The sequence below is a fragment of the Actinocorallia longicatena genome (genome assembly GCF_039534125.1).
Classification (GTDB): Bacteria; Actinomycetota; Actinomycetes; order Streptosporangiales; family Streptosporangiaceae; genus Actinocorallia; species Actinocorallia longicatena.
Map to the genome: position 1 here is coordinate 357,306 of NZ_BAAAUV010000005.1, position 20,361 is coordinate 377,666.

Sequence of the window (20,361 nt, forward strand, 5' to 3'; positions counted from 1 at the left end):
GCACCATGCGACGGGTCTGCTTCCTGCTGAAGGTCCGCGAGGACCGGCTGGAGCGGTACCGCACGGCTCACGAGCGCGTCTGGCCGGAGATGCTGGACGCGCTCCGTGAGACCGGCTGGCGGAACTACTCCCTCTTCCTGCGCGAGGACGGGCTGCTCGTCGGCTACCTGGAGACCGACGACTTCGCGGCCGCGCAGGCCGCCATGGCCGCCACGGACGTCAACGCCCGCTGGCAGGCCGAGATGGCCCCCTACTTCGAGGACCTGGACGGCGGAGCCCCCGACGCGGGGATGCTTCCGCTCGCCGAGGTCTTCCACCTGGACTGAACCGCTATTCGGGGATGAGAGACATGACTGACCTGACGGCCGCACCGGCCGACCTGATGATCGAGACACCCTCCTGGGCCTACGGCAACTCCGGAACCCGGTTCAAGGTCTTCGCCCAGCAGGGCGTCCCGCGCGACCCGTACGAGAAGATCGCCGACGCCGCCCAGGTGCACGCCTTCACCGGCGCGGCCCCGACCGTCGCCCTGCACATCCCCTGGGACAGGGTCGACGACTACGCCGCGCTGACCGCGCACGCCCGCTCCCTGGACGTCGGCATCGGCGCGATCAACGCCAACGTCTTCCAGGACGACGACTACATGCTCGGGTCGGTCACCAACCCCGACCCGCGGGTCCGCCGCAAGGCCACCGACCACCTGCTCGAGTGCGTCGACATCATGGACGCCACCGGTTCGCGTGATCTGAAGCTGTGGTTCTCCGACGGCACCAACTACCCGGGCCAGGACGACATCCGGGCCCGCCAGGACCGGCTCGCCGAGGCCCTGGAGGAGGTGTACGCCCGGCTCGGCGGCGACCAGCGGATCCTGCTGGAGTACAAGCTGTTCGAGCCCGCCTTCTACACGATGGACGTCCCGGACTGGGGCACCTCCCTGGTGCACTGCCTGGCCCTCGGCCCGAAGGCGACGGTCTGCGTCGACACCGGTCACCACGCCCCCGGCACCAACATCGAGTTCATCGTGGCGATGCTGCTGCGCGCCGGGCGCCTGGGCGCGTTCGACTTCAACTCCCGCTTCTACGCCGACGACGACCTGATGGTCGGCGCCGCGGACCCGTTCCAGCTCTTCCGGATCATGCACGAGGTCGTGCGCGGAGGCGGCCTGGACCCGGCGACCGGGGTGGCCTTCATGCTCGACCAGTGCCACAACATCGAGCCGAAGATCCAGGGGCAGATCCGCTCGGTCATGAACGTCCAGGAGGCCACCGCCAAGGCGCTGCTCGTCGATGCCGCCGCGCTGAAGTCCGCGCAGGAGACCGGCGACGTGCTCGGCGCGAACGCGGTCCTCATGGACGCCTACAACACCGACGTCCGTCCGCTGCTCGCCGAGTGGCGCACGGCGAAGGGCCTTTCCGCCGACCCGATCGCCGCCTACAGGGCGTCGGGCTACTTCGAGAAGATCGTCGCCGAGCGAGTCGGCGGCAGCCAGGCCGGCTGGGGGGCCTGAACCACATGAGCACCGTAGAAGAACTGCTGAACCGCTGCCACGAGCTGGGCGCCGACCCGCGCAACACCAACTACGCGGGCGGGAACGCCTCGGCCAAGGGCGCCGGGACCGACCCGGTGACGGGCGAGCCCGTCGACCTGATGTGGGTGAAGGGGTCGGGCGGTGACCTCGGCACGCTGACCGCGCAGGGCCTGGCCGTGCTGCGGCTCGACCGGCTGCGCTCCCTGGTGAAGGTCTACCCGGGGGTGGAGCGCGAGGACGAGATGGTCGCCGCGTTCGACTACTGCGCGCACGGCAGGGGCGGCGCCGCCCCCTCGATCGACACGGCCATGCACGGGCTGGTCGAGGCGGCGCACGTGGACCATCTTCACCCCGACAGCGGGATCGCCATCGCGACCGCTGCCGACGGTGAGGAGCTGACCCGGACGATCTTCGGGGAGCGGGTGGCGTGGGTGCCGTGGCGGCGTCCGGGGTTCCAGCTGGGGCTGGACATCGCGGCGATCAAGGCGGCGAACCCGTCGGCGATCGGCGTGATCCTGGGCGGCCACGGCATCACCGCGTGGGGCGAGACCTCGGCCGAATGCCAGGCCAACAGCCTGGAGATGATCCGGCTGGCCGAGTCCTACCTGGCCACCCACGGCAAAGCCGACCCGTTCGGGCCCGTCCTTCCCGGCTACGAGGCGCTGCCCGAGGCCGAACGGCATGCCCGGGCGGCGGCACTGTTCCCGCTGATCCGCGGGCTGGCCTCGACCGACCGTCCGCAGGTCGGCCACTACACCGACGGCGACGTCGTCCTGGACTTCGTCTCCCGCGCCGAGCACCCCCGTCTCGCTGCGCTCGGTACCTCGTGCCCGGACCACTTCCTGCGCACCAAGGTCTCCCCGCTGGTCCTCGACCTGCCCCCGGACGCTCCGCTGGACCGGGTGAAGGAGCGGCTGCGGGAGCTGCACGCCGCCTACCGCGAGGACTACGCGGCCTACTACCGGCGCAACGCGGTCGAGGGGTCGCCCGCCCTGCGCGGCGCGGACCCGGCGATCGTCCTGGTGCCGGGGGTCGGCATGTTCTCCTTCGGCGCGAACAAGCAGACGGCCAGGGTCGCGGGCGAGTTCTACGTCAACGCGATCAACGTGATGCGCGGCGCCGAGTCGGTGTCGGCCTACGCGCCGATCGACGAGGCGGAGAAGTTCCGGATCGAGTACTGGTCCCTGGAGGAGGCCAAGCTCCAGCGGATGCCCAAGCCCAAGCCCCTGGCTACGCGAGTCGCGTTCGTGACCGGCGGCGGCTCCGGGATCGGCGCGGCCACCGCCCGTCGTCTCGCGTCCGAGGGCGCGTGCGTCGTCGTCGCCGACCGCGACCTGGGCGCGGCGGAGAAGATCGCCGCCGAGCTCGGCGCGGGGGCTCTGCGCGCCACGGACATCGCCATCGCGGTGGCGGCCGACGTGACCAGCGAGGACGACATCCGCGCCGGGCTCGCCGCCGCGGTGCTGGCCTTCGGCGGGGTCGACCTGATCGTCAACAACGCGGGCCTGTCGCTGTCCAAGCCCCTGCTGGAGACGACGGTCGCCGACTGGGACCTCCAGCACGACGTCATGGCGCGCGGGTCCTTCCTCGTCTCCCGCGAGGCCGCCGCGATCCTCATCGACCAGGGCATGGGCGGCGACATCGTCTACATCTCCTCCAAGAACTCGCTGTTCGCGGGGCCGAACAACATCGCCTACAGCGCGGCCAAGGCCGACCAGGCCCACCAGGTCCGCCTGCTGGCCGCCGAACTCGGCGAGTTCGGGGTCCGGGTCAACGGCATCAACCCCGACGGCGTCGTCCGCGGCTCGGGCATCTTCGCCTCCGGCTGGGGCGCCAACCGCGCCGCCGTCTACGGCGTCGAGGAGAACGAGCTCGGCGCGTTCTACGCCCAGCGCACCCTGCTCAAGCGCGAGGTCCTTCCCGAACACGTCGCGAACGCGGTCTTCGCCCTCACCGGCGGCGACCTCACCCACACCACCGGCCTCCACATCCCCGTCGACGCCGGAGTGGCCGCCGCCTTCCTCCGCTGACGGCCCGAGCACGAGAGGTCCCCGGCCGGTCCACCGGCCGGGGATCAGTCCGTGATGGCCGCGTTCAGCCAAGCGGTGAGGGCGGCCGGGTCGGCGACCGTCACGGTGACCGTGGCGTTGCGGCGGGGGCCGAATCCGCGGACGGGCTCCTTGAAGGTGACGCAGACGCCCCGGGTCGCGGAGCCGAAGGTGAGGCCGGTGTCGGTGAGCGCCAGGCGGACGCCGATCGCCCGCCACGCCCGGTAGGGGCCCGTCTCGCGGGCCGAGGCGATGTTCACCAGCGGGGTGCGGAGCCCCCATCGCCCGAACTCCACCCGGAACGTCTCGTCGTCGACGGTCACCCGGCTGTTGCCGGGCCGGACGCCGGCCAGGCGCAGCAGATGCCGGTACCGGTTGCCGAAGTCGAAGGCGTAGACCGCCACCGGCCTCTCCGTGCTCACCATGCGCCCTGGACTGCCCGCGCGGTGACCGCCGAAACGCCGGGGCCGCCGTTCCGGCCCGGGCTTTGTCAGATGTTGCGGGTCAGCTGGTCGTTCATGGCGTCGAGGAACTTCACCACGGCGGTGCGTTCGGCGGGGGAGAGGTCTTCGAGGGCGGCGCGGGTGCTCTCGGCCAGGGGCCGGAAGGCGGCTCCGGCGACGTTGCGGGCCGCGTCCTCGTAGTGGAGGTGGACGACGCGGCGGTCGTGGGGGTCGCGGACGCGGCGGATGTGGCCGGCGTGCTCGAGGCGGTCGACGCAGGCGGTCACGGCACCGGAGGTGACGTTGAGCTCCTCGCGCAGCCTGCCGTGGGTCATGGGCAGGTCGTCGGGGGCGTCGAGGACCGCGATCAGGGCCCGCAGGTCGGTCGGGTGCAGCCCCTGCTCGTGGGCGAAGCCGTGGGCGACGCGCTCCATCTGGCTGACCATCCGGCGCAGCCGGACGGCGAAGTCGCGCAGGGTCGGCTCGCCGGAGGAGGGGTCTTCGCTTTCGGGCACGTTTCCATCTTATCTTTGTTCAATGATTAAGTAGTTCAATCATTGGTATAAGTTCTAGCCGGACCCGATCTCAGGAGGACCGATGGCCCGCTCCAGACGATGGACGCTCTGGCTGATCGCCGCTGCCGTGGCGCTGATCTGGCTGGGCATCGGCGGAGGACTCGGCCCCTACGCCGGGAAACTCGGCGAGGTGTCGACCAACGACCAGGCCTCCTTCCTGCCCGAAAGCGCCGAGTCGACACGCGTCCTGGACGCGGAGCAGGCCTTCGACCAGGACGAGACCCTTCCGGCGATCGTCGTCTGGACCGCGGACGGCCGGGTCTCCGACGCCCAGCGCGAGGCCGCGACCCTGGCCCTGGCCTCGCTGCGCGGTGCCCCCGGCGTGCTCGGAGAACCGACGCCGGCCGTCGCCTCCAAGGACGGCCGGGCCCTTCAGGGCCTGGTCCAGCTCCGTCCCGATCTCGACGACGACCTGCCCCCGGTGCTCGACAAGGTGCGCGCGGCGGCCGGTGAGGTCACCGGGACCGAGGTGCGGATCGCCGGTCCGGCCGCGACCCGCGCGGACCTGTCGGAGGCCTTCGCCGGCATCGACGGGATCCTGCTCGGGGTGGCGCTCCTCGCGGTCCTGGTGATCCTCCTGCTGGTCTACCGGAGCCTCCTGCTGCCGCTGGTGATCATCATCGGGGCGGTGTTCTCGCTCGGGCTGGCCTGCGCGATCGTCTACTTCCTCGCCGGGCATGACATCGTCCGGGTCGACGGCCAGGTCCAGGGCATCCTGTCCATCCTCGTCATCGGTGCCGCCACCGACTACGCGCTGCTGCTCACGGCCCGGTTCCGCGAGGAGATCGCGGAACGCGGCGACAGGTTCGCCGCGGCACGCGCCGCGATCCGCCGCTCGGCCGGCACGATCCTCGCCAGCGCGGCCACCGTCGCCCTCGGCCTCGTGGCGCTGCTCCTCAGCGACCTGACCAACAACCGCGCCCTCGGCCCCGTCGGCGCGATCGGGATCATCTGCGCCGCGCTGAGCGCCCTGACCTACCTGCCGGCCGTCCTCGTGCTGCTGGGCCGGTTCGCCTTCTGGCCCGCCAAGCCCCGCCCCTCGGACGCCGACACCGGCGGCCACGGTCTGTGGCGCAAGGTCGCCGACCTGGTCGACCGCGCGCCACGCAAGGTCTGGGCCGGGACGCTCATCCTGCTCCTGGCGGGAGCGGCGTTCGTCCCGCAGTTCAACGCGGGCGGCGTCCCGCTGAAGGAGACGTTCGTCAACGACGCCCCGTCCGTGGCGGCCCAGGAGACCCTGGCCGAGCACTTCCCCGGCGGCTCAGGACAGCCCGCTGTGATCATCGGGAACGCCGCTTCCGCCGACGCGATCGCCTCCGCCGCCCGCGGCACCGAGGGCATCGCCGAGGTCGCGGCGCTCACCGGGGGCCGTCCCGGCGACGGCCCGCCCAAGGTCGTCGACGGCCGGGTCCTGTTCCAGGCGACGCTCACCGACGCCCCCGACAGCGACGCCGCCGCCCGGGCGGTCGGCGACCTGCGGACGGCCCTGCACGCGCTGCCCGGCGCCGACGCCATCGTCGGCGGCTACACGGCCCAGGAGTCCGACACCCGGGCGACCGCGGAGAACGACCGGATGATCATCATTCCGGTGGTCCTCGCCGTCATCCTGCTGATCCTCGTGCTGCTGCTGCGCTCCCTGGTGATGCCGGTGCTCCTGATCGCGACGGTCGCGCTCAACTACCTGGCGACGCTCGGGATCTCCGCGCTGGTCTTCAAGCACGTGTTCGGTTTCAGCGGCGTCAACGCCTCGGTGCCGCTCTACGGATTCGTCTTCCTCGTCGCCCTGGGCGTCGACTACAACATCTTCCTGATGTCCCGGGTGCGCGAGGAGGCCCGCAGGCACGGCACCAGGGAGGGCGTCCGGCGCGGCCTCATCGCCACCGGCGGAGTGATCACCTCGGCCGGCGTGGTCCTGGCGGCGACCTTCACCGCCCTGGGCGTGATCCCGCTGGCCTTCCTCGCCCAGATCGCCTTCATCGTCGCCTTCGGCGTCCTCCTCGACACCCTGATCATCCGCTCCCTGCTCGTTCCCGCCCTCGTCCGCGACCTCGGCCCCCGCTCCTGGTGGCCCAGCCGAATCGGTCCCTGAGCGTTCAGGGCGTCCGGGCGAGCAGTGAGGCGACCAGGCCGGAGAGGGCGAGGGCGAACAGCGCGTGCTGTTCGCCCTCGTCGTGCTGCTCGGCCATGGCCCGGGTCATGACGGGGAACCGGTCGGGACGGAGGGCGGCGACCGCGCGCTGACGCTGGTTGAAGGCGCGCGGCGCCCGGACGGGATGCCGGTCCAGCAGTTCGCCGATGACGAGCTGCCAGCAGACGCGGAAGGCGCCCAGGGCCCGTCCGGCGGGCAGCCCGCCGGAGGCGAAGTCGGCCAGGCAGGCCTCGCTGAACGGGAAGGCCGCCTCGGCGACGTGCTCACCGGTGATGAGGACGTGCAGAACCCAGACATGGTCGCGCATGTAGTCGTGTGCCGCGAGGAACCGGCCGACCAGGCGCTCGTGCGGATCCGCGCCGGGGACCTCGACCGGCAGCCCCTCGGCGACCTGTTCCAGGATGGCCAGGAGCAGCGCCTCGCGATCGGCGACGTGCCGGTAGAGGGAGGCCGGAGCGGTCGACAGCTCCGCCGCGACGGCGCGCATCGTCAGGGCGTCGAGCCCGTCGCGCTCGATCACCCGGCGGCCCGCGGTGGCCACGGAGACGGGCGTCAGGCCGGGGCGGGGGCGCAGCCGCCCGTAGCGGCCCGTGGCGGCCGGAACGTCGTTCATGGCCCCATCTTCCCATGGGCCCTTGTCTATGGAATTAGGTTAGGCATACCTTACGCGTACGTTGTTCGCATCAGGGAGGCCTCGATGGACTCGCTTCACTCTCCGGCCGAGCAGACACCGGCCGGAGCACCGACCGCCCGCAGAACGGGGCTGATCCTCGCGGTCGCGTGCCTCTGCCAGGCGCTGGTCGTGCTCGACACCAGCGTCGTCAACATCGCTCTGCCGAAGATCGGCGCGGCGCTGGACTTCTCCGCCGGCTCGCTGTCCTGGGTCGTGAACGCCTATCTGCTCACCTTCGGCGGGCTGCTGCTGCTCGGCGGCCGGATCGCCGACCTGACCGGGTACCGCCGCGCCCTGCTCGGCGGGCTGGCGCTGTTCGGGACGGCGTCGGCATTGGGCGGGCTGGCGCAGACCTCGGGCCAGCTCGTCGCCGCCAGGGCCGCCCAGGGCGCCGCCGCCGCGGTCCTCGCGCCGATCGGCCTGACCATCATCATGATCACGTTTCCGCAGGGTCCGGCGCGTGCCCGGGCGATCGGCGTCTGGGCGATGGTCTCGGCGGCCGGGAGCGCCCTGGGCGTGCTCGCGGGCGGGCTGCTCACCGAGGCGCTGAACTGGCGCTGGGTGATGTTCGTCAACGTGCCGATCGTCGTGGTCGCCCTGCTGCTGGGCGCCTGGACGATCACCGGCGGTCCCGCGGAGGGGCCGCGCCGCCTCGACGTCGTCGGCGCGGTCCTCGCCACGGCCGGGATGACGACGCTCGTCTACGCCATGGTGCAGACCGAGCACCACCCGTGGGGGTCGGCCAGGACCCTCTCGCTCCTCGGCGCGGCCGTCCTGGCGGGCGCGGCGTTCCTGTACTGGGAGGCCAGGGTGGCGGCGGAGCCCCTCGTCCGGCTGGGGGTCTTCGCCAACCGCACGGTGTCGGCGGCGGGCCTGATCGCACTGTTCGTCGGGGCGGCGACGGTCTCCGGCTTCTACTTCGCGTCGCTGTTCGTCCAGCGGGTGTGGGGCTACGAGCCGCTCAAGGCGGGCGCGGCCTTCCTGCCGTTCTGCGCGGGCGTCATCGCCGGGAGCATGTTCAGCGGCCGGCTGACCGCGCGGCTGGGCCTGCGCCCGGTGCTCACGGGCGGTCTTCTCCTCGGGGCGGGCGGAATGGTCTGGTTCGGCGCGCTCGAGGTCGGGTCCGGCTTCGTGACGGGCTTCGCGGGACCGTCCCTCCTGGCCAGCGCGGGTCTCGGCGCCTGCGTGGTCGCCAGCACCACGCTCGGCACGACCGCGGTCCGCCCCGGTGAGGCGGGTCTGGTCAGCGGGCTGCTCAACGCGGGCCGACAGTGCGGGGGCAGCATCGGGCTCGCCGTCGTCTCCACCGTCGCGGTCTCCTCGACGGCCGCCGCCGCCACGGGCGACCCCCGGCAGGCACTCGCCACCGGCTACGACCACGCCTTCCTGCTCACCGCCCTGCTCCTGGCCGCCGCCGCGGTCACCACGGTGCTGCTGGTGCCGGGCGGCAGGCCCGAGAGCTGAGGCGGCGGCCCCGCCAGGACATCAGATCAGGGAGAGGGTGTCCAGGTCGCGGATCATCGCCAGGGAGCGGCGGGCCATGGTGAGGAACATGGCGTCGCCGCGCTCCGTGGGGGTCCCGTAGGCGCAGCCCAGGACGGTGATCAGCGGCCCCTGAACGGCCGCGAAACGGTAGTCGTCGAAGCACTCCTCCAGGCCGTAGTCCTCGACGCCGTGACCGGTGAGGGCCTCGTGGTAGGCGGCGACCAGGGCGCGTTCACCGGCCGCCCGTGCCGCCGGGTCCATTCCGGTGCCGAGGAAGAAGGCGAGGTCGCGGACGGGATGGCCGAGGCTGAGCGTCTGCCAGTCGACGGCGATCACGCCGTCGCCGTCCGGCGGGAAGAGCAGGTTGTCGAGCCGGTAGTCGCCGTGGACCAGGCCGAACCGCGAGGACCTGCCGACCACCCAGGGGGCGACGAGCCGCGCGACCTCGCGGAGCGTCGCCCGGTCGGGTTCGGACAGCGCGTCGCCGAACCGGCCGATGAACGTCTCGACGGCCGGGGCGAACACCTCGTCGAGGCCCTTGGCGTCCTCGGCGGTGACGAGCGAGAGCCAGGGCAGGTCGAGGAGCGAGGGATCGCACCAGCGGGGCCCGTGCAGGGCGGCGAGGTTGACGACGGCGTCGGCGGCCCGCTCCGGGGTGCAGCCGCCGAGCTGGTCGCCCTGGACGGCCGGGGCCGCGTCGTCCAGCAGCAGGACGAAGGTGGTGGAGTCCTCGGACAGGGCGCTGTAATGGCAGCGGGGCGTGCGGACCGCGACGGTGGGGGCGATGTCGCGGTAGAACGACACCTCGGTGCGGTAGGCGGGGCCGAGGAAGGCGCGGCTCGCCGGATCCTCGGCCGCGAGCTTGGCGATCAGCCGGCGCGGGCCGTCCGGGGTGGTCAGCCCGAGCCGGTAGCAGGCGCCGATCTGGCCCGATCCGACCTTCTCGTACGTCACGGAGGTGACCTCGGTGGCCAGGGCGCGGCCGAGCCATGCGGCGGTGAGGCCGTCGGGGGAGCCGACGGTGCCGGGGGAGGTCACACGATCCTCCGCGCGGGATTGAGATCGGTGCGGACGCCCAGCGAGGACGGCCGGATCTTGCGGTAGGCGTCGACGACCGGCTCGAGCTCGGCGGGGGTCGCCCCGTGCAGGATCACCCCGTCCGCCCCGGCGTCGAGCTGGTCGACGATCCGGGCGGCGCACCGTTCGGCCGAGCCGGTGGCCGAGGCCGCGAGCCAGGCGTCGGGAAGGAGCTCGGTGACCCGCTCGAGCTGCTCGGTGGTCGCGATCGCGTCGAAGGCGCCGGGGAATCCGCTGACGAGGTCGTCGGCGCGGAAGCGGGCCAGGTCGGCGGGGTCCCAGCCGTTCAGCCGCACCAGCAGGTCGCCGTAGCCCTGGAGATAGGTCGCCAGCCGTCCGGTGAGCTTGCGCAGCCGCAGGTCGGGTTCGATGTGGTCGCCGACGGTGGCCAGGACCGACCAGACCCGGACCGAGGAGGGGTCACGGCCCGCCTTCTCCGCGCCCCTGCGAACGGCGGCGACGGCCCGGGCGAGGGTCTCGTCGGTGAAGAAGGTGTGCAGGACCACGCCGTCGACGAGGCCTCCGGCGAACTCCAGGGTGCGGTCGCCCATCGCGGTCAGCAGGATCGGGATGTCCTCGTCGTAGGAGGCGTCCTGCATGAGGTAGGGATAGTCGCCGGCGGGGCCGTGGTGGCCGATCACCGGCTCCCCGCGCCACAGGGTGCGCAGGATCCCGATGACGTCGGCGAGCTGGGCGCTGGTGACATGGGGCAGGCCCATGACGTCGAAGAGCATGTCGAAGCCGCGGCCGAGGCCGAGGGCGAACCTGCCGCCGGTGAGCCGGTGCATGGTCGTGGCGAAGGTCGCGGTGAGCAGAGGGTGGCGGGTGTTGTGGTTGGTGGCGGCGGTGGCGATGCCGATCCGTTCGGTGACGGCTCCCGCCGCTCCGGACAGGGTGGCCGCCTCCTTGGCGTTGAAGCGCTCGGACAGGAACACCGAGCCCAGCCCGAGCGCCTCTCCGGTCGTGGCCTCACCGAGCAGGTCCCGGGGCGAGGCCGAGTGGCCCGCCAGCCCGTAGAAGCCCAGTTCCCAAAGATCATCCATGGGGTCATCGTCCCGGTCGGCCCCCGGTCGGGGCAACAGGCTGAGGGGCCCCACCTCACCGCGCGCGCGGAACGGCCGTCAGGTCCGGCCGGTCGGTTCCGGCTCCTGCCGCGGATCCGGGACGGCGGCCGGCGGCGGGACGGGCGTCAGCGCGCTGAGCCGTGCCGCGGCCTCGGCGAGAACCGGGCCGATCAGACTTTCGCGATCTCTGCGACGGGGGTTGGCCATGCCACCAGGGTGACATGACCTTCCGCGTCCGGAGCGTCACGACACGTGGTGCGGTCAGGCCTTGTAGATCGCGTGAACGAACGAGGTGAGCTGCGCGTCGGGCAGGCTCCTGGCCAGGTCCGCCTCGCTGATCATCCCGACGATCCGCTTGTCGTCCAGGACGGGCAGCCGGCGGATCTGGTGCTGCTCCATCTTCGCCAGGGCGTCCTCCACGGTGGCGTTCGCGTCGACCCAGACCAGCCCGGTCGCGAGGTCGGCGGCCGTGGTCTTCGACGGGTCCTTCCCGGCCGCGACGCACTTCACGACGATGTCGCGGTCGGTGATGATCCCCTCGAGCCTGTCGTTCCCGCCGCAGACCGGCAGGGCGCCCACGCCCAGCTCGCGCATCATCTCGGCGGCGCGGTCGAGGGTCTCGTGGGCGGGGATGCACTCGGCGCCGGGGTTCATGAGATCGCGTGCGGTCGTCATCCGTTTCCTCCTGAATATAGGCATTCCTACAGTTCTGTCTGCCCGGCGGCGGGTCCGCTGAGGGTCAGGCGAGGGCAACGATCGCCTGACCTTCACCGTCCCGCATGATGGGAGGGTCCGTGCGACGACACGAGGGGGCCGGAAGTGCGACTCAACCGCGGGGTTTCGGAGGGGATCGACTCGCCGATGGGCGAGGCGTACGCGCTCGTGGAGGGGGTCGAGGGCGGGGAGCTGCTCGACCTCGCCCAGGCGGCTCCGCCCTATCCGGCCGCGCCCGAGGTGGTCGAGCACGTCGTCCGGGTCGCCCGTGACGACAGGGGCGGCGCCTACACGGAGGTCCCCGGGCTGCCGAAGCTCCGGGAGGCCTTCGCGGACGAGCTGAGCCGCGACCACGGCGCGCGGGTCGGGCCGGAGAACGTCGTCGTCACCGCCGGCTGCAACCAGGCGTTCGGTCTGGTCGCCGACGCGCTCGCCGGGCCCGGCGACGAGGTGATCCTGCCGCTGCCGTTCTACTTCAACCACGAGATGTGGCTGAGGATGCGCGGCGTCAGGCCCGTCCATCTCGAACCGGGACCCGATCTCGTGCCGCGGGCCGAGGACGCCGAGGCGCTGATCACGCCGAAGACGCGGGCGATCGTCCTGGTCACCCCCGGCAATCCGACCGGGGTGACCGTCGCCCCCGAGGGCATCGCCGCGTTCGCCGAGCTCGCCAGGCGCCATGACATCGCGCTGGTCCTCGACGAGACCTACCGCTCCTTCCGCGGCACCGGCGCCCCCTCCCACCGCCTGTACTCCGATCCCGGCTGGGCCGGAACGGTCGTCACGCTCCACTCCTTCTCCAAGGACCTGGCGATCCCCGGCTACCGGGTCGGGGCCGTCGTCGCCTCGCCCGCCCTCAACCGCGAGATCGTCAAGCTGATGGACTGCATCGCCATCTGCGCGCCCCGCGTCGGCCAGGAGGCCGCCTGGGCGGGCCTCACCCTGGCGACCGGCTGGCGCGCCGACCGCGCGCGCGACATCGCCCTGCGGCGGGCCCGGCTGACCGAGGCCATGGCACCCGCCCCGGGCGGTTTCGAGCTCCTGACCTGCGGTGGCTTCTTCGCCTGGCTCCGCCACCCCTTCGCCGGGCGCCCGACCCCCGACGTCGTCCGCGCCCTGGCCACGGAGCACCACACGCTTCTGCTCCCCGGCACGGCCTTCCTGCCCGACGACCGCTCGACCCTCCGGCTCAGTGTCAGCAACCTCACCCCCGCGGCGCTCGCGACCTTCACCACCCGCCTCACCAAGGCGGGCGCGGCGCTCTGACCGTCCCGGCTCAGGCGAGGGACAGGACGATGTCGAAGGCGACGTCGGTCCAGGTCCCGGAGGGGACGCGCCCACCGGGGGCGGGGGTGCCCGCGGGATGGCGGGTGAAGGTCCTGACGAGGCCGGGCCTGACGCCGAAGACGGCGTCGCTCGCGAGGAACGCGTCGCCCTCGACGAAGACGTGGGTGACGAGGCGGTGGTGGCCCGGCGCGGTGACCATGAAGTGCAGGTGGGAGGCGCGCATCGGGGAGCGGCCCGTGGCCTGGAGGAGCCGTCCGACGGGGCCGTCATGGGGGATGGGGTAGGGCGTCGGGGTGACCGCCCAGAACCGGTAGGAGCCGTCTTCCTCGGTGCGGAGACGGCCGCGCGCGGCGGTGCGGCCGTCGCCGTACTGGACGTCGTAGAACCCGTCGGCGTCGGCCTCCCAGACCTCGATGCCGGCGCCGGGGACGGGCCGGCCGAGGGTGTCGCTGACGGTCCCGGTCACCAGGCACGGCTCACCGGACGCCCCCAGGGAGAGGTCGCCGCCGAACGGGATCCGCGGCGCGTCCTCGGCGAAGAACGGGCCGAGGACGGTCGCCTCGGTGGCGTCTCCTTCGGCCGGGTCGCCGAGGCAGACCGTCTGCGTCGACAGGCCGAGCACGTCGGACAGCAGGACGAACTCCTGGCGGGCATCGGTCGTGACGTCGCCGCAGGCGCGCAGGAAGGCGATCGCGGCCTCCCACTCGGCCTCGGTCAGGACGACCTCGCGGGCGAAGGCGTGCAGATGCCGGGTGAGCGCCCGCATCAGGGTTTTCAGCCGCTCGTCCGGGCAGCCGGCGAAGCTCTCGAGCACCTGCTCGGTGACGAGTTCCGCACGGGCCCGCTGGGCGCGGGCGGCCTCGGTGGCGTCGTGCACGGGTTCTCCCTTCGCGCCGGGCGGCCCGCCGCGCTCAGTCGTCCATGGCGGTGCGGGCGCGGTTGAGGTAGTCGCGGAAGGCGGCCTGCTCGGGACGGGTGAAGTCCTTGAGCATGCGTTCCTCCAGGGCGGCGACGGGCCCGGCGTAGCGGACCAGGAGCTCCCGGCCCCGCTCGGTCAGGGCGAGGATGTGGCGCCGCCGGTTGCCGGGGTCGACCGTCCGGGTGATCAGGCCGCGCCGCTCGACGGCGGCGATGATGTCGGCCATCGACTGCGGGGTGACGAAAGAGTTCCGGGCGAGCTCCGCGCCCGACAGGTCGTCGCGGCGCTCCAGGACGGTGAGGGCCGTGTACTGGAGCGTGGTCAGGCCGGACGGCTTGAGGAGCTCGTCGAGGCGTGCGCGGGTCGCGAGTTCCACCTGCTTGATCGAGTACAGCAGGGACGGCTGCCGCACGCGCCGACCTCCTTCACGTCCTGGCCTGCGAGAAGCAGGCGCGGATCACTTTACAGCGGGTGCGCCTGCTGGCATCATCAGGAAACCTGATTGACAGGTTTCTTGATGATTTGGAGGATCCGTGTCCCCCCTGGCACTGGAGACGCGCGGCCGCGTGGCCGTGCTGCGGCTCAGCCGCCCCGAGAAGCGCAACGCCCTGAACACCGAGACGATCCTGGAGCTCGAACGGTTCTTCGGCTCGCCCCCCGAGGGGATCGGCGCGGTCGTCCTGGCCGGGGAGGGCGCGCACTTCTGCGCCGGCCTGGACCTCTCGGACCTCCGCGAGCGGCCTACCTGGGACGCCGTGCTGCACTCGCGCAGGTGGCACCGGACGTTCGACCTGATCGAGTCCGGCCCGCTGCCGGTCGTCGCCGCCCTGCACGGCGCCGTGATCGGCGGCGGCCTCGAGCTGGCGGCCGCCGCGCACCTCCGGGTCGCCGAGGAGTCGGCGTACTACGCGCTCCCCGAGGGCCGGCGGGGCCTGTTCGTCGGGGGCGGCGGCTCGGTCCGCCTGCCGCGCCTGATCGGCGCGCACCGGATGACCGACATGATGCTCACCGGCCGCGTCCTCGACGCCGCCGAGGGCCACGCCGCGAGCCTTTCGCACTACCTCGTCGGCGACGGCGAGGCCCTGGACAAGGCCGTCGAACTCGCCGGACGCGCCGCCGAGAACGCCTCCGTCTCCACCTTCGCCGTCCTCCACGCCCTTCCCCGCATCGCCCAGGCGGCGCCGGAGCAGGGCTATCTGATGGAGTCGCTGATGTCGGCGGTCGCCGCCGGCGGAGAGGACGCCCAGGAGCGCATGCGCGCGTTCCTGGAGGGCCGGGCCGCGAAGGTGACCCGGTGACCCCGCCGCTCACCACGCCGCACGACGTGCGGGACACCGGGATCGGCCGGTACACGGCCTGGCTGAGGACCGAACGCGGCCTGGAGTTCGCCGACTACGGGGCACTGCACGCCTGGTCCGTCACCGACCTCGACGGATTCTGGTCGTCGATCTGGGAGCACCATGGCGTCCGCTCCCACGCGCCCTGGTCCCGGGTGCTGGACGGCCGCGCGATGCCCGGCGCCCGGTGGTTCCCCGGAGCACGGCTCAACTACGCCGAGCACGCCCTCGGCCTGCCCGGGGACGCCGACGAGGTCGCCGTCGTGGCCCGATCGCAGACCCGTCCCGCCTCCGAGCTGACCTTCGGCGAGCTGCGCGACCGGGTGGCGCGGGCACGGGCGGGACTGCGGCGGCTCGGGGTCGGGAGGGGCGACCGCGTCGTGGCCTACCTGCCGAACATCCCCGAGACGCTCGTCGCGTTCCTCGCGACGGCGAGTCTCGGCGCCGTGTTCGCCTCCTGCGCGCCGGAGTTCGGCGCCCGCAGCGTCATCGACCGGTTCGGCCAGCTCGAACCCAAGGTGCTCCTGGCCGTCGGCGGCTACACCTACGGGACGCGCGCCGTCGACAGGACCCGGGAGGTCGCCGAGATCACGGCGGGACTCCCCACCCTCACCTGCACCGTCGACGTGCGCTACGGCCCGTTCTCCCTCGGCACCCCCACGACCTGGGACGACCTCCTGAGCGGCCCCGCCGACGAGGGCTTCGATCCGGTCCCGTTCGACCACCCCCTGTTCGTCCTGTTCACCTCCGGGACGACCGGGCTGCCCAAGGCCATCGTGCACGGCCACGGCGGCATCCTCCTGGAGCACCTGAAGAACCACTCCCTGTCATGGGACCTCGGTCCCGGCGACCGGATGCTGTGGTTCAGCACCACCGCCTGGATGCTGTGGAACACCCTCGTGTCGGCGCTGCTCGTCCGGGCCTCGCTGGTGATGATCGACGGTGACCCCGCGTTCCCCGATCTGCGTGAGCAGTGGCGGCTGGCCGAGGAGACCGGCGCGACGCTGATGGGCACCAGCCCCGGCTACCTGATGGCCTGCCGCAAGGCGGGCGTCGAGCCGGGCGGGGAGTTCGCGCTTCCGCGGCTGCGGCAGCTCGGCTCGGCCGGAAGCGCCCTGGCCGCGGAGGGCTACGCGTGGGTCCACGAGCAGTTCGGCGACCGGGTGCTGCTCAACGTCGGCACCGGCGGCACCGACGTGTGCACCGGCATCCTGCAGGGCTCCCCGTGGCAGCCGGTGTGGGCGGGCGAGATCTCCGGGCCCTGCCTGGGCGTCGCGGCCGTGGCCTTCGATCCCGAGGGGGTGCCGGTCGTCGGGGAGCTGGGCGAGCTCGTCATCACCGAGCCGATGCCGTCGATGCCGGTCGGGTTCTGGAACGACCCGGACGGCGAGCGCTACCGGGCCGCCTACTTCGCGACCTACCCCGGGGTCTGGCGGCACGGCGACTGGGTCAGGTTCGCCGAGGAGGGCCACGGCATCGTCGCAGGACGCTCGGACGCGACCCTGAACCGCGGCGGCGTCCGGCTCGGCACCGCCGACTTCTACGCCGTGGCCGAGGAGCTGCCGGAGGTCGTCGACAGCCTGGTCGTCCATCTGGAGGACGCCGCCGGAGGCCCCGGCGAGCTGGTGATGTTCGTCCAGACCGACGGCGTGGAGGTCGACGACGCGCTGCGCGCCCGGCTCGTGGCGGCCCTGCGCGGCAGGCTCTCGCCGCGGCACGTCCCCGACCGGATCGAGCGCGTCCCGGTCGTGCCGCGCAACCGGACCGGCAAGAAACTGGAGGTGCCGGTGAAACGGATCATGCTCGGCGCCGCGCCCGGGTCGGTGGCGGGCCGCGACGTGCTGGCCGACCCCACGGCCCTCGACTTCTTCGTCACCTGGCGGCGCTCGTGAAGGCGGCGGTGATCGGCACCGGCGTCATCGGCGCGAGCTGGGCCGCCCTGTTCCTCGCCCACGGCCACGACGTGGCCGCGGCCGATCCCGCGCCCGGCGCCCAGGACGCGCTGCGCGAGGCCGTCGCGGCCTGCTGGCCCGCGCTGGAGCGGGCCGGGCTCGCCGAGGGAGCCTCCCCCGACCGGCTGGTGTTCACCGCCGACCCGGCGACGGCCGCCGACGGAGCGAGCTTCGTCCAGGAGAGCGGGCCGGAGCGGCCGGAGGCGAAGGACCTCCTGTTCGCGGCGCTGGACGAGGCGGCCCCGCCCGGGACGGTCCTGGCCAGCAGCTCCTCCGGGATCACCCCGTCCAGGATCCAGCGGGCCTGCGCCCGCCACCCCGAACGCGTCCTGGTGGGGCACCCGTTCCATCCGCCCCATCTCATCCCGCTCGTGGAGGTCGTGCCGGGGGAGCGGACCGGGGAGGAGGCCGTCCGGACGGCGATGGAGGTCTACGCCTCGCTCGGCCGCCGGCCCGTCCGGGTGCGCAAAGAGCTCACCGGCCATCTCGCCAACCGCCTCCAGGCGGCGCTGTGGCGGGAGGCCTACCACCTCGTCGAGAGCGGGGCGGCCAGCGTCGCCGACCTCGACGCGGTCATCGCCCACGGGCCCGGCCTGCGCTGGGCGCTGCTCGGCCCGTTCGCCAACCAGCACCTTTCGGGTGGTTCCGGGGGCATCGCCCGTGTCCTCAGGCACCTCGGCCCGCCCACCGAGGAGATCTGGGACGACCTCGGCGCGCCCCGGCTGACCCCCGGGCTCGCCGAGGCCGTGACCAGCGGGGTCGCCGCCGCGCTCGACGGCGTCGACATGACCGCGCTCGTCGCCGAACGCGACGACCTCCTCCAGCGCCTCATCACCGCGAAAGCGGCCACCACCACCCTGGGAGGGACCCCGTGAACGTCGCCGATCTGACCGCGATCGACTTCCACGTCCATGTCGAGCAGGACGCCCACGGGCACTTCGCCCTCGACGGCGAGCTGATGGACGCCTCGGCCGCCTACTTCGGCGCCGGCGGGAACCGGACGCCGACCGTCGAGGACATCGCCGCCCACTACCGCGAGCGGAACATGGCCGCGGTGATCTTCACCGTGGACGCGGCCACCGCGCTCGGCCATCCTGCCCTTTCGAGCGAGGAGATCGCCGAGGCCGCCGCCGAGCATCCCGATGTGCTCGTCCCGTTCGGATCCGTGGACCCGCACGGGGGAGCGGAGGCCGTCGCGCGGGCCCGGCGGCTGGTGACCGGGCACGGGGTGCGCGGGTTCAAGTTCCATCCGAGCCTCCAGGGCTTCGCGCCCGGCGACCCGGAGTACTACCCGCTGTACGAGGCGCTCCAGGAACTCGGGGTGCCGGCCCTGTTCCACACCGGCCAGACGGGGATCGGGGCGGGCCTTCCCGGTGGGCGAGGGATCAAGCTGCGCTACTCCGACCCGATGCTCATCGACGACGTCGCCGCGGATTTCCCCGGCCTCACGATCGTCCTGGCCCATCCGTCGGTCCCCTGGCAGGACGAGGCGATCTCCATCGCCACCCACAAGGCCAACGTGTACATCGACCTGTCGGGGTGGTCGCCGAAGTACTTCCCGCCCCAGCTCGTCAGGGCGGCCTCGCGGCAGCTCCGGCACAAGGTCCTGTTCGGCTCGGACTTCCCGCTCATCACCCCCGACCGGTGGCTCGCCGACTTCGACGGCCTCGACATCGCGCCCGAGGCCCGCCCGCTCATCCTCAAGGAGAACGCGGTCCGGGTGCTGGGCCTCTGACGCGTCCGGCCTCCGACGCCTCCGGCCTCTGAGGCGGGGGAGACCGGCCGGCCGCGGGTGCGGAGGGCCCGTGGCCGGCCGGGGTTCAGCAGGTGTTCTTGGCGGCCTTGCCGGCGTAGCGGTCGGCGAGGAAGGCCGTGACGTCGCCGTTGCGCAGGACCATCTCGAGGGCGTGCTCGCCGATCCAGTCCCGGGTGGTCTGGACGGTCGCGCCCTTGGCGCACCAGCTCTTGACGAGCTGGTCGGCCTGGCCGACCGGGACGATCTCGTCGGTGTTGGCGTGGTAGTTGAAGATCGGCGTCTTCGGCGCGGCGCCGCCCATGGTGTTGATCTTGAGAACGGCCTGCGCCGAGGGCACCGACAGCGGGTCGGGAACCGTGCTGTACTGCGAGAGCTTCTTGAACGCGAAGCCGAGGAGCAGCTCGGTCAGGCACTTGCCGCGGGCGTCGGCGATGGCCTTGCGGCCCAGGTCGTTGAGGATCGGGTCGATGTTCATCTCGGGGAACTCGGTGGCGAGGCTGGCGGCGGCCGCCGCCTCGAACCCGGAGAAGACCCCACCGTCGAGGGAGCGGGCGACGGCCTCGGGGTCGGCCGGGGTTCCGCCCATCGCCGCGCCCTTCAGCTCGATCTCCGGCGCGTAGGCGGGCTGCATCTCGGCGGCCCAGCCGGTGGCGCTGGCCCCGCCGGAGTAGCCGTTGAGCGTCCAGGGGTTGTCCTTGCCGATGCCGGGGGCGCCGGTGAAGTTCCGGACCGCGCGGATGCCGTCGAGGACGGCGTGGCCGGACTGGATCCCGCCCATGAACACCGACTTGGGGCCCTCGTGGTCGGGCATGGCCACGGCCCAGCCCTTGTCCAGCAGCGGGCCGGAGGTGGCGGCCGGCCATCCGGCGATGACGCTGCCGGAGGAGATCCCGTAGGAGGGGGCGCACTGGGTGCCGGTGGCGTCCTCGGCGGCCTGCACCGAGACGATCGGGCGGGCGCCGGTGCCCGTCCAGGCCTTCTTGGGCACGATCAGGCTGGTGACGAGCAGCTGCGCGGCGTCGTGGGAGTCGTTGCTGCGGTAGGAGATCTGCCAGACGTCGTGCTTGGTGTCGAAGTCGCCGAGCTTCGGCGTGATCTTCCGGCTGGCCACGATCTGGCCGGGCTGGTAGCCGCCGATGTCCGCGGGCTGGGCGTAGAACGGGTCCTTGTCGGGAACGACGGACCCCGGCGCGGGATCATCGGCGAAGGCCGGCGCGGGCAGCGCCGTCAGCGCGGCGGCCAGCGGAAACGCCAGCGCGGCTCGGGTGAGCGCGGAGAGGGAACGCATGGGCACTCCTCGGGGGGCGGGGGGCGGGGGGCGGACGCCGGAAACGGCGTACTGAAGGCTCTCCCG

General features: G+C 72.8%; 20 protein-coding genes. 10 read left to right on the forward strand and 10 right to left on the reverse strand.

The genetic code is table 11. The annotated features are described in order from the left end of the window. Positions 1-5 precede the first annotated feature (5 nt). Genes ABD785_RS12485 through ABD785_RS12495 form a run of 3 tightly spaced genes read left to right on the forward strand, consistent with a single transcriptional unit; the run spans position 6 to position 3,558 of the window. Positions 6-326, forward strand: a complete 321-nt coding sequence (locus ABD785_RS12485) for an L-rhamnose mutarotase (protein WP_344826512.1) — start codon at positions 6-8, stop codon at positions 324-326. Positions 327-349: 23 nt separating this feature from the next. Continuing rightward, complete coding sequence (gene rhaI / locus ABD785_RS12490) at positions 350-1,507, forward strand: L-rhamnose isomerase (protein WP_344826515.1); 1,158 nt, start codon at positions 350-352, stop codon at positions 1,505-1,507. A gap of 5 nt (positions 1,508-1,512) precedes the next feature. Further along, positions 1,513-3,558, forward strand: coding sequence for a bifunctional aldolase/short-chain dehydrogenase (locus tag ABD785_RS12495; RefSeq protein ID WP_344826518.1), 2,046 nt, complete (start codon positions 1,513-1,515; stop codon positions 3,556-3,558). A gap of 44 nt (positions 3,559-3,602) precedes the next feature. On the opposite strand, the gene ABD785_RS12500 is transcribed toward ABD785_RS12495, so the two are convergent. Next, positions 3,603-4,001: a hypothetical protein gene (locus ABD785_RS12500; RefSeq protein WP_344826521.1), complete on the reverse strand. Its 399-nt coding sequence runs from the start codon at positions 3,999-4,001 to the stop codon at positions 3,603-3,605. Positions 4,002-4,066: 65 nt separating this feature from the next. Continuing rightward, complete coding sequence (locus tag ABD785_RS12505; RefSeq protein ID WP_344826524.1) at positions 4,067-4,534, reverse strand: MarR family winged helix-turn-helix transcriptional regulator; 468 nt, start codon at positions 4,532-4,534, stop codon at positions 4,067-4,069. Positions 4,535-4,616: 82 nt separating this feature from the next. Here ABD785_RS12505 and ABD785_RS12510 point away from each other — a divergent pair, with 82 nt between their 5' ends. Then, positions 4,617-6,683, forward strand: coding sequence for an MMPL family transporter (locus tag ABD785_RS12510; protein WP_344826527.1), 2,067 nt, complete (start codon positions 4,617-4,619; stop codon positions 6,681-6,683). Positions 6,684-6,687: 4 nt separating this feature from the next. Here ABD785_RS12510 and ABD785_RS12515 read toward each other — a convergent pair whose 3' ends face one another. Beyond that, positions 6,688-7,356 (reverse strand): TetR/AcrR family transcriptional regulator, encoded by a 669-nt coding sequence (locus ABD785_RS12515; protein WP_344826530.1) that lies wholly within the window; start codon positions 7,354-7,356, stop codon positions 6,688-6,690. Between the two features lie 84 nt (positions 7,357-7,440). Between ABD785_RS12515 and ABD785_RS12520 the strand changes: the two genes are divergently transcribed. Next, complete coding sequence (locus ABD785_RS12520; protein WP_344826533.1) at positions 7,441-8,880, forward strand: MFS transporter; 1,440 nt, start codon at positions 7,441-7,443, stop codon at positions 8,878-8,880. 21 nt (positions 8,881-8,901) lie between these two features. Here the strand turns inward: ABD785_RS12520 and ABD785_RS12525 are convergent, their stop codons facing one another. From ABD785_RS12525 to ABD785_RS12540, 4 genes are all read right to left on the reverse strand, one after another. Further along, entirely contained in the window at positions 8,902-9,939 is a 1,038-nt protein-coding gene (locus ABD785_RS12525) for a phosphotransferase family protein (RefSeq protein ID WP_344826535.1), read from the reverse strand. Then, positions 9,936-11,021, reverse strand: coding sequence for a TIGR03857 family LLM class F420-dependent oxidoreductase (locus tag ABD785_RS12530; RefSeq protein ID WP_344826538.1), 1,086 nt, complete (start codon positions 11,019-11,021; stop codon positions 9,936-9,938). Before ABD785_RS12530 ends, ABD785_RS12525 begins: the two co-directional genes overlap by 4 nt. 78 nt (positions 11,022-11,099) lie before the next feature. Next, on the reverse strand, positions 11,100-11,249 hold the full coding sequence (locus ABD785_RS12535) for a hypothetical protein (RefSeq protein WP_344826541.1): 150 nt from the start codon (positions 11,247-11,249) through the stop codon (positions 11,100-11,102). Positions 11,250-11,303: 54 nt separating this feature from the next. Beyond that, positions 11,304-11,717: a CBS domain-containing protein gene (locus ABD785_RS12540; RefSeq protein WP_344826544.1), complete on the reverse strand. Its 414-nt coding sequence runs from the start codon at positions 11,715-11,717 to the stop codon at positions 11,304-11,306. Positions 11,718-11,861: 144 nt separating this feature from the next. On the opposite strand from ABD785_RS12540, the gene ABD785_RS12545 reads away from it, so the two are divergent. Next, positions 11,862-13,022, forward strand: a complete 1,161-nt coding sequence (locus tag ABD785_RS12545) for an aminotransferase (RefSeq protein ID WP_344826547.1) — start codon at positions 11,862-11,864, stop codon at positions 13,020-13,022. Positions 13,023-13,032: 10 nt separating this feature from the next. On the opposite strand, the gene ABD785_RS12550 is transcribed toward ABD785_RS12545, so the two are convergent. After that, on the reverse strand, positions 13,033-13,920 hold the full coding sequence (locus ABD785_RS12550) for a dioxygenase family protein (protein WP_344826550.1): 888 nt from the start codon (positions 13,918-13,920) through the stop codon (positions 13,033-13,035). 34 nt (positions 13,921-13,954) lie between these two features. Further along, a complete protein-coding gene (locus ABD785_RS12555; protein WP_344826553.1) occupies positions 13,955-14,374 on the reverse strand; it encodes a MarR family winged helix-turn-helix transcriptional regulator in 420 nt (139 codons plus the stop codon). A 121-nt stretch (positions 14,375-14,495) separates the two neighbouring features. Here ABD785_RS12555 and ABD785_RS12560 point away from each other — a divergent pair, with 121 nt between their 5' ends. The 4 genes from ABD785_RS12560 to ABD785_RS12575 are packed head-to-tail and all read left to right on the forward strand — an operon-like array spanning position 14,496 to position 18,986. Then, on the forward strand, positions 14,496-15,260 hold the full coding sequence (locus tag ABD785_RS12560) for a crotonase/enoyl-CoA hydratase family protein (RefSeq protein ID WP_344826556.1): 765 nt from the start codon (positions 14,496-14,498) through the stop codon (positions 15,258-15,260). Next, on the forward strand, positions 15,257-17,191 hold the full coding sequence (locus tag ABD785_RS12565; RefSeq protein ID WP_344826559.1) for an acetoacetate--CoA ligase: 1,935 nt from the start codon (positions 15,257-15,259) through the stop codon (positions 17,189-17,191). The genes ABD785_RS12560 and ABD785_RS12565 overlap by 4 nt, the downstream gene beginning before the upstream one ends. After that, positions 17,188-18,126, forward strand: coding sequence for a 3-hydroxyacyl-CoA dehydrogenase NAD-binding domain-containing protein (locus tag ABD785_RS12570; RefSeq protein WP_344826562.1), 939 nt, complete (start codon positions 17,188-17,190; stop codon positions 18,124-18,126). The genes ABD785_RS12565 and ABD785_RS12570 overlap by 4 nt, the downstream gene beginning before the upstream one ends. Then, on the forward strand, positions 18,123-18,986 hold the full coding sequence (locus tag ABD785_RS12575; protein ID WP_344826565.1) for an amidohydrolase family protein: 864 nt from the start codon (positions 18,123-18,125) through the stop codon (positions 18,984-18,986). Before ABD785_RS12570 ends, ABD785_RS12575 begins: the two co-directional genes overlap by 4 nt. Before the next feature lie 85 nt (positions 18,987-19,071). Here ABD785_RS12575 and ABD785_RS12580 read toward each other — a convergent pair whose 3' ends face one another. Continuing rightward, positions 19,072-20,295 (reverse strand): lipase family protein, encoded by a 1,224-nt coding sequence (locus ABD785_RS12580; RefSeq protein WP_344826568.1) that lies wholly within the window; start codon positions 20,293-20,295, stop codon positions 19,072-19,074. Positions 20,296-20,361: the final 66 nt, after the last annotated feature.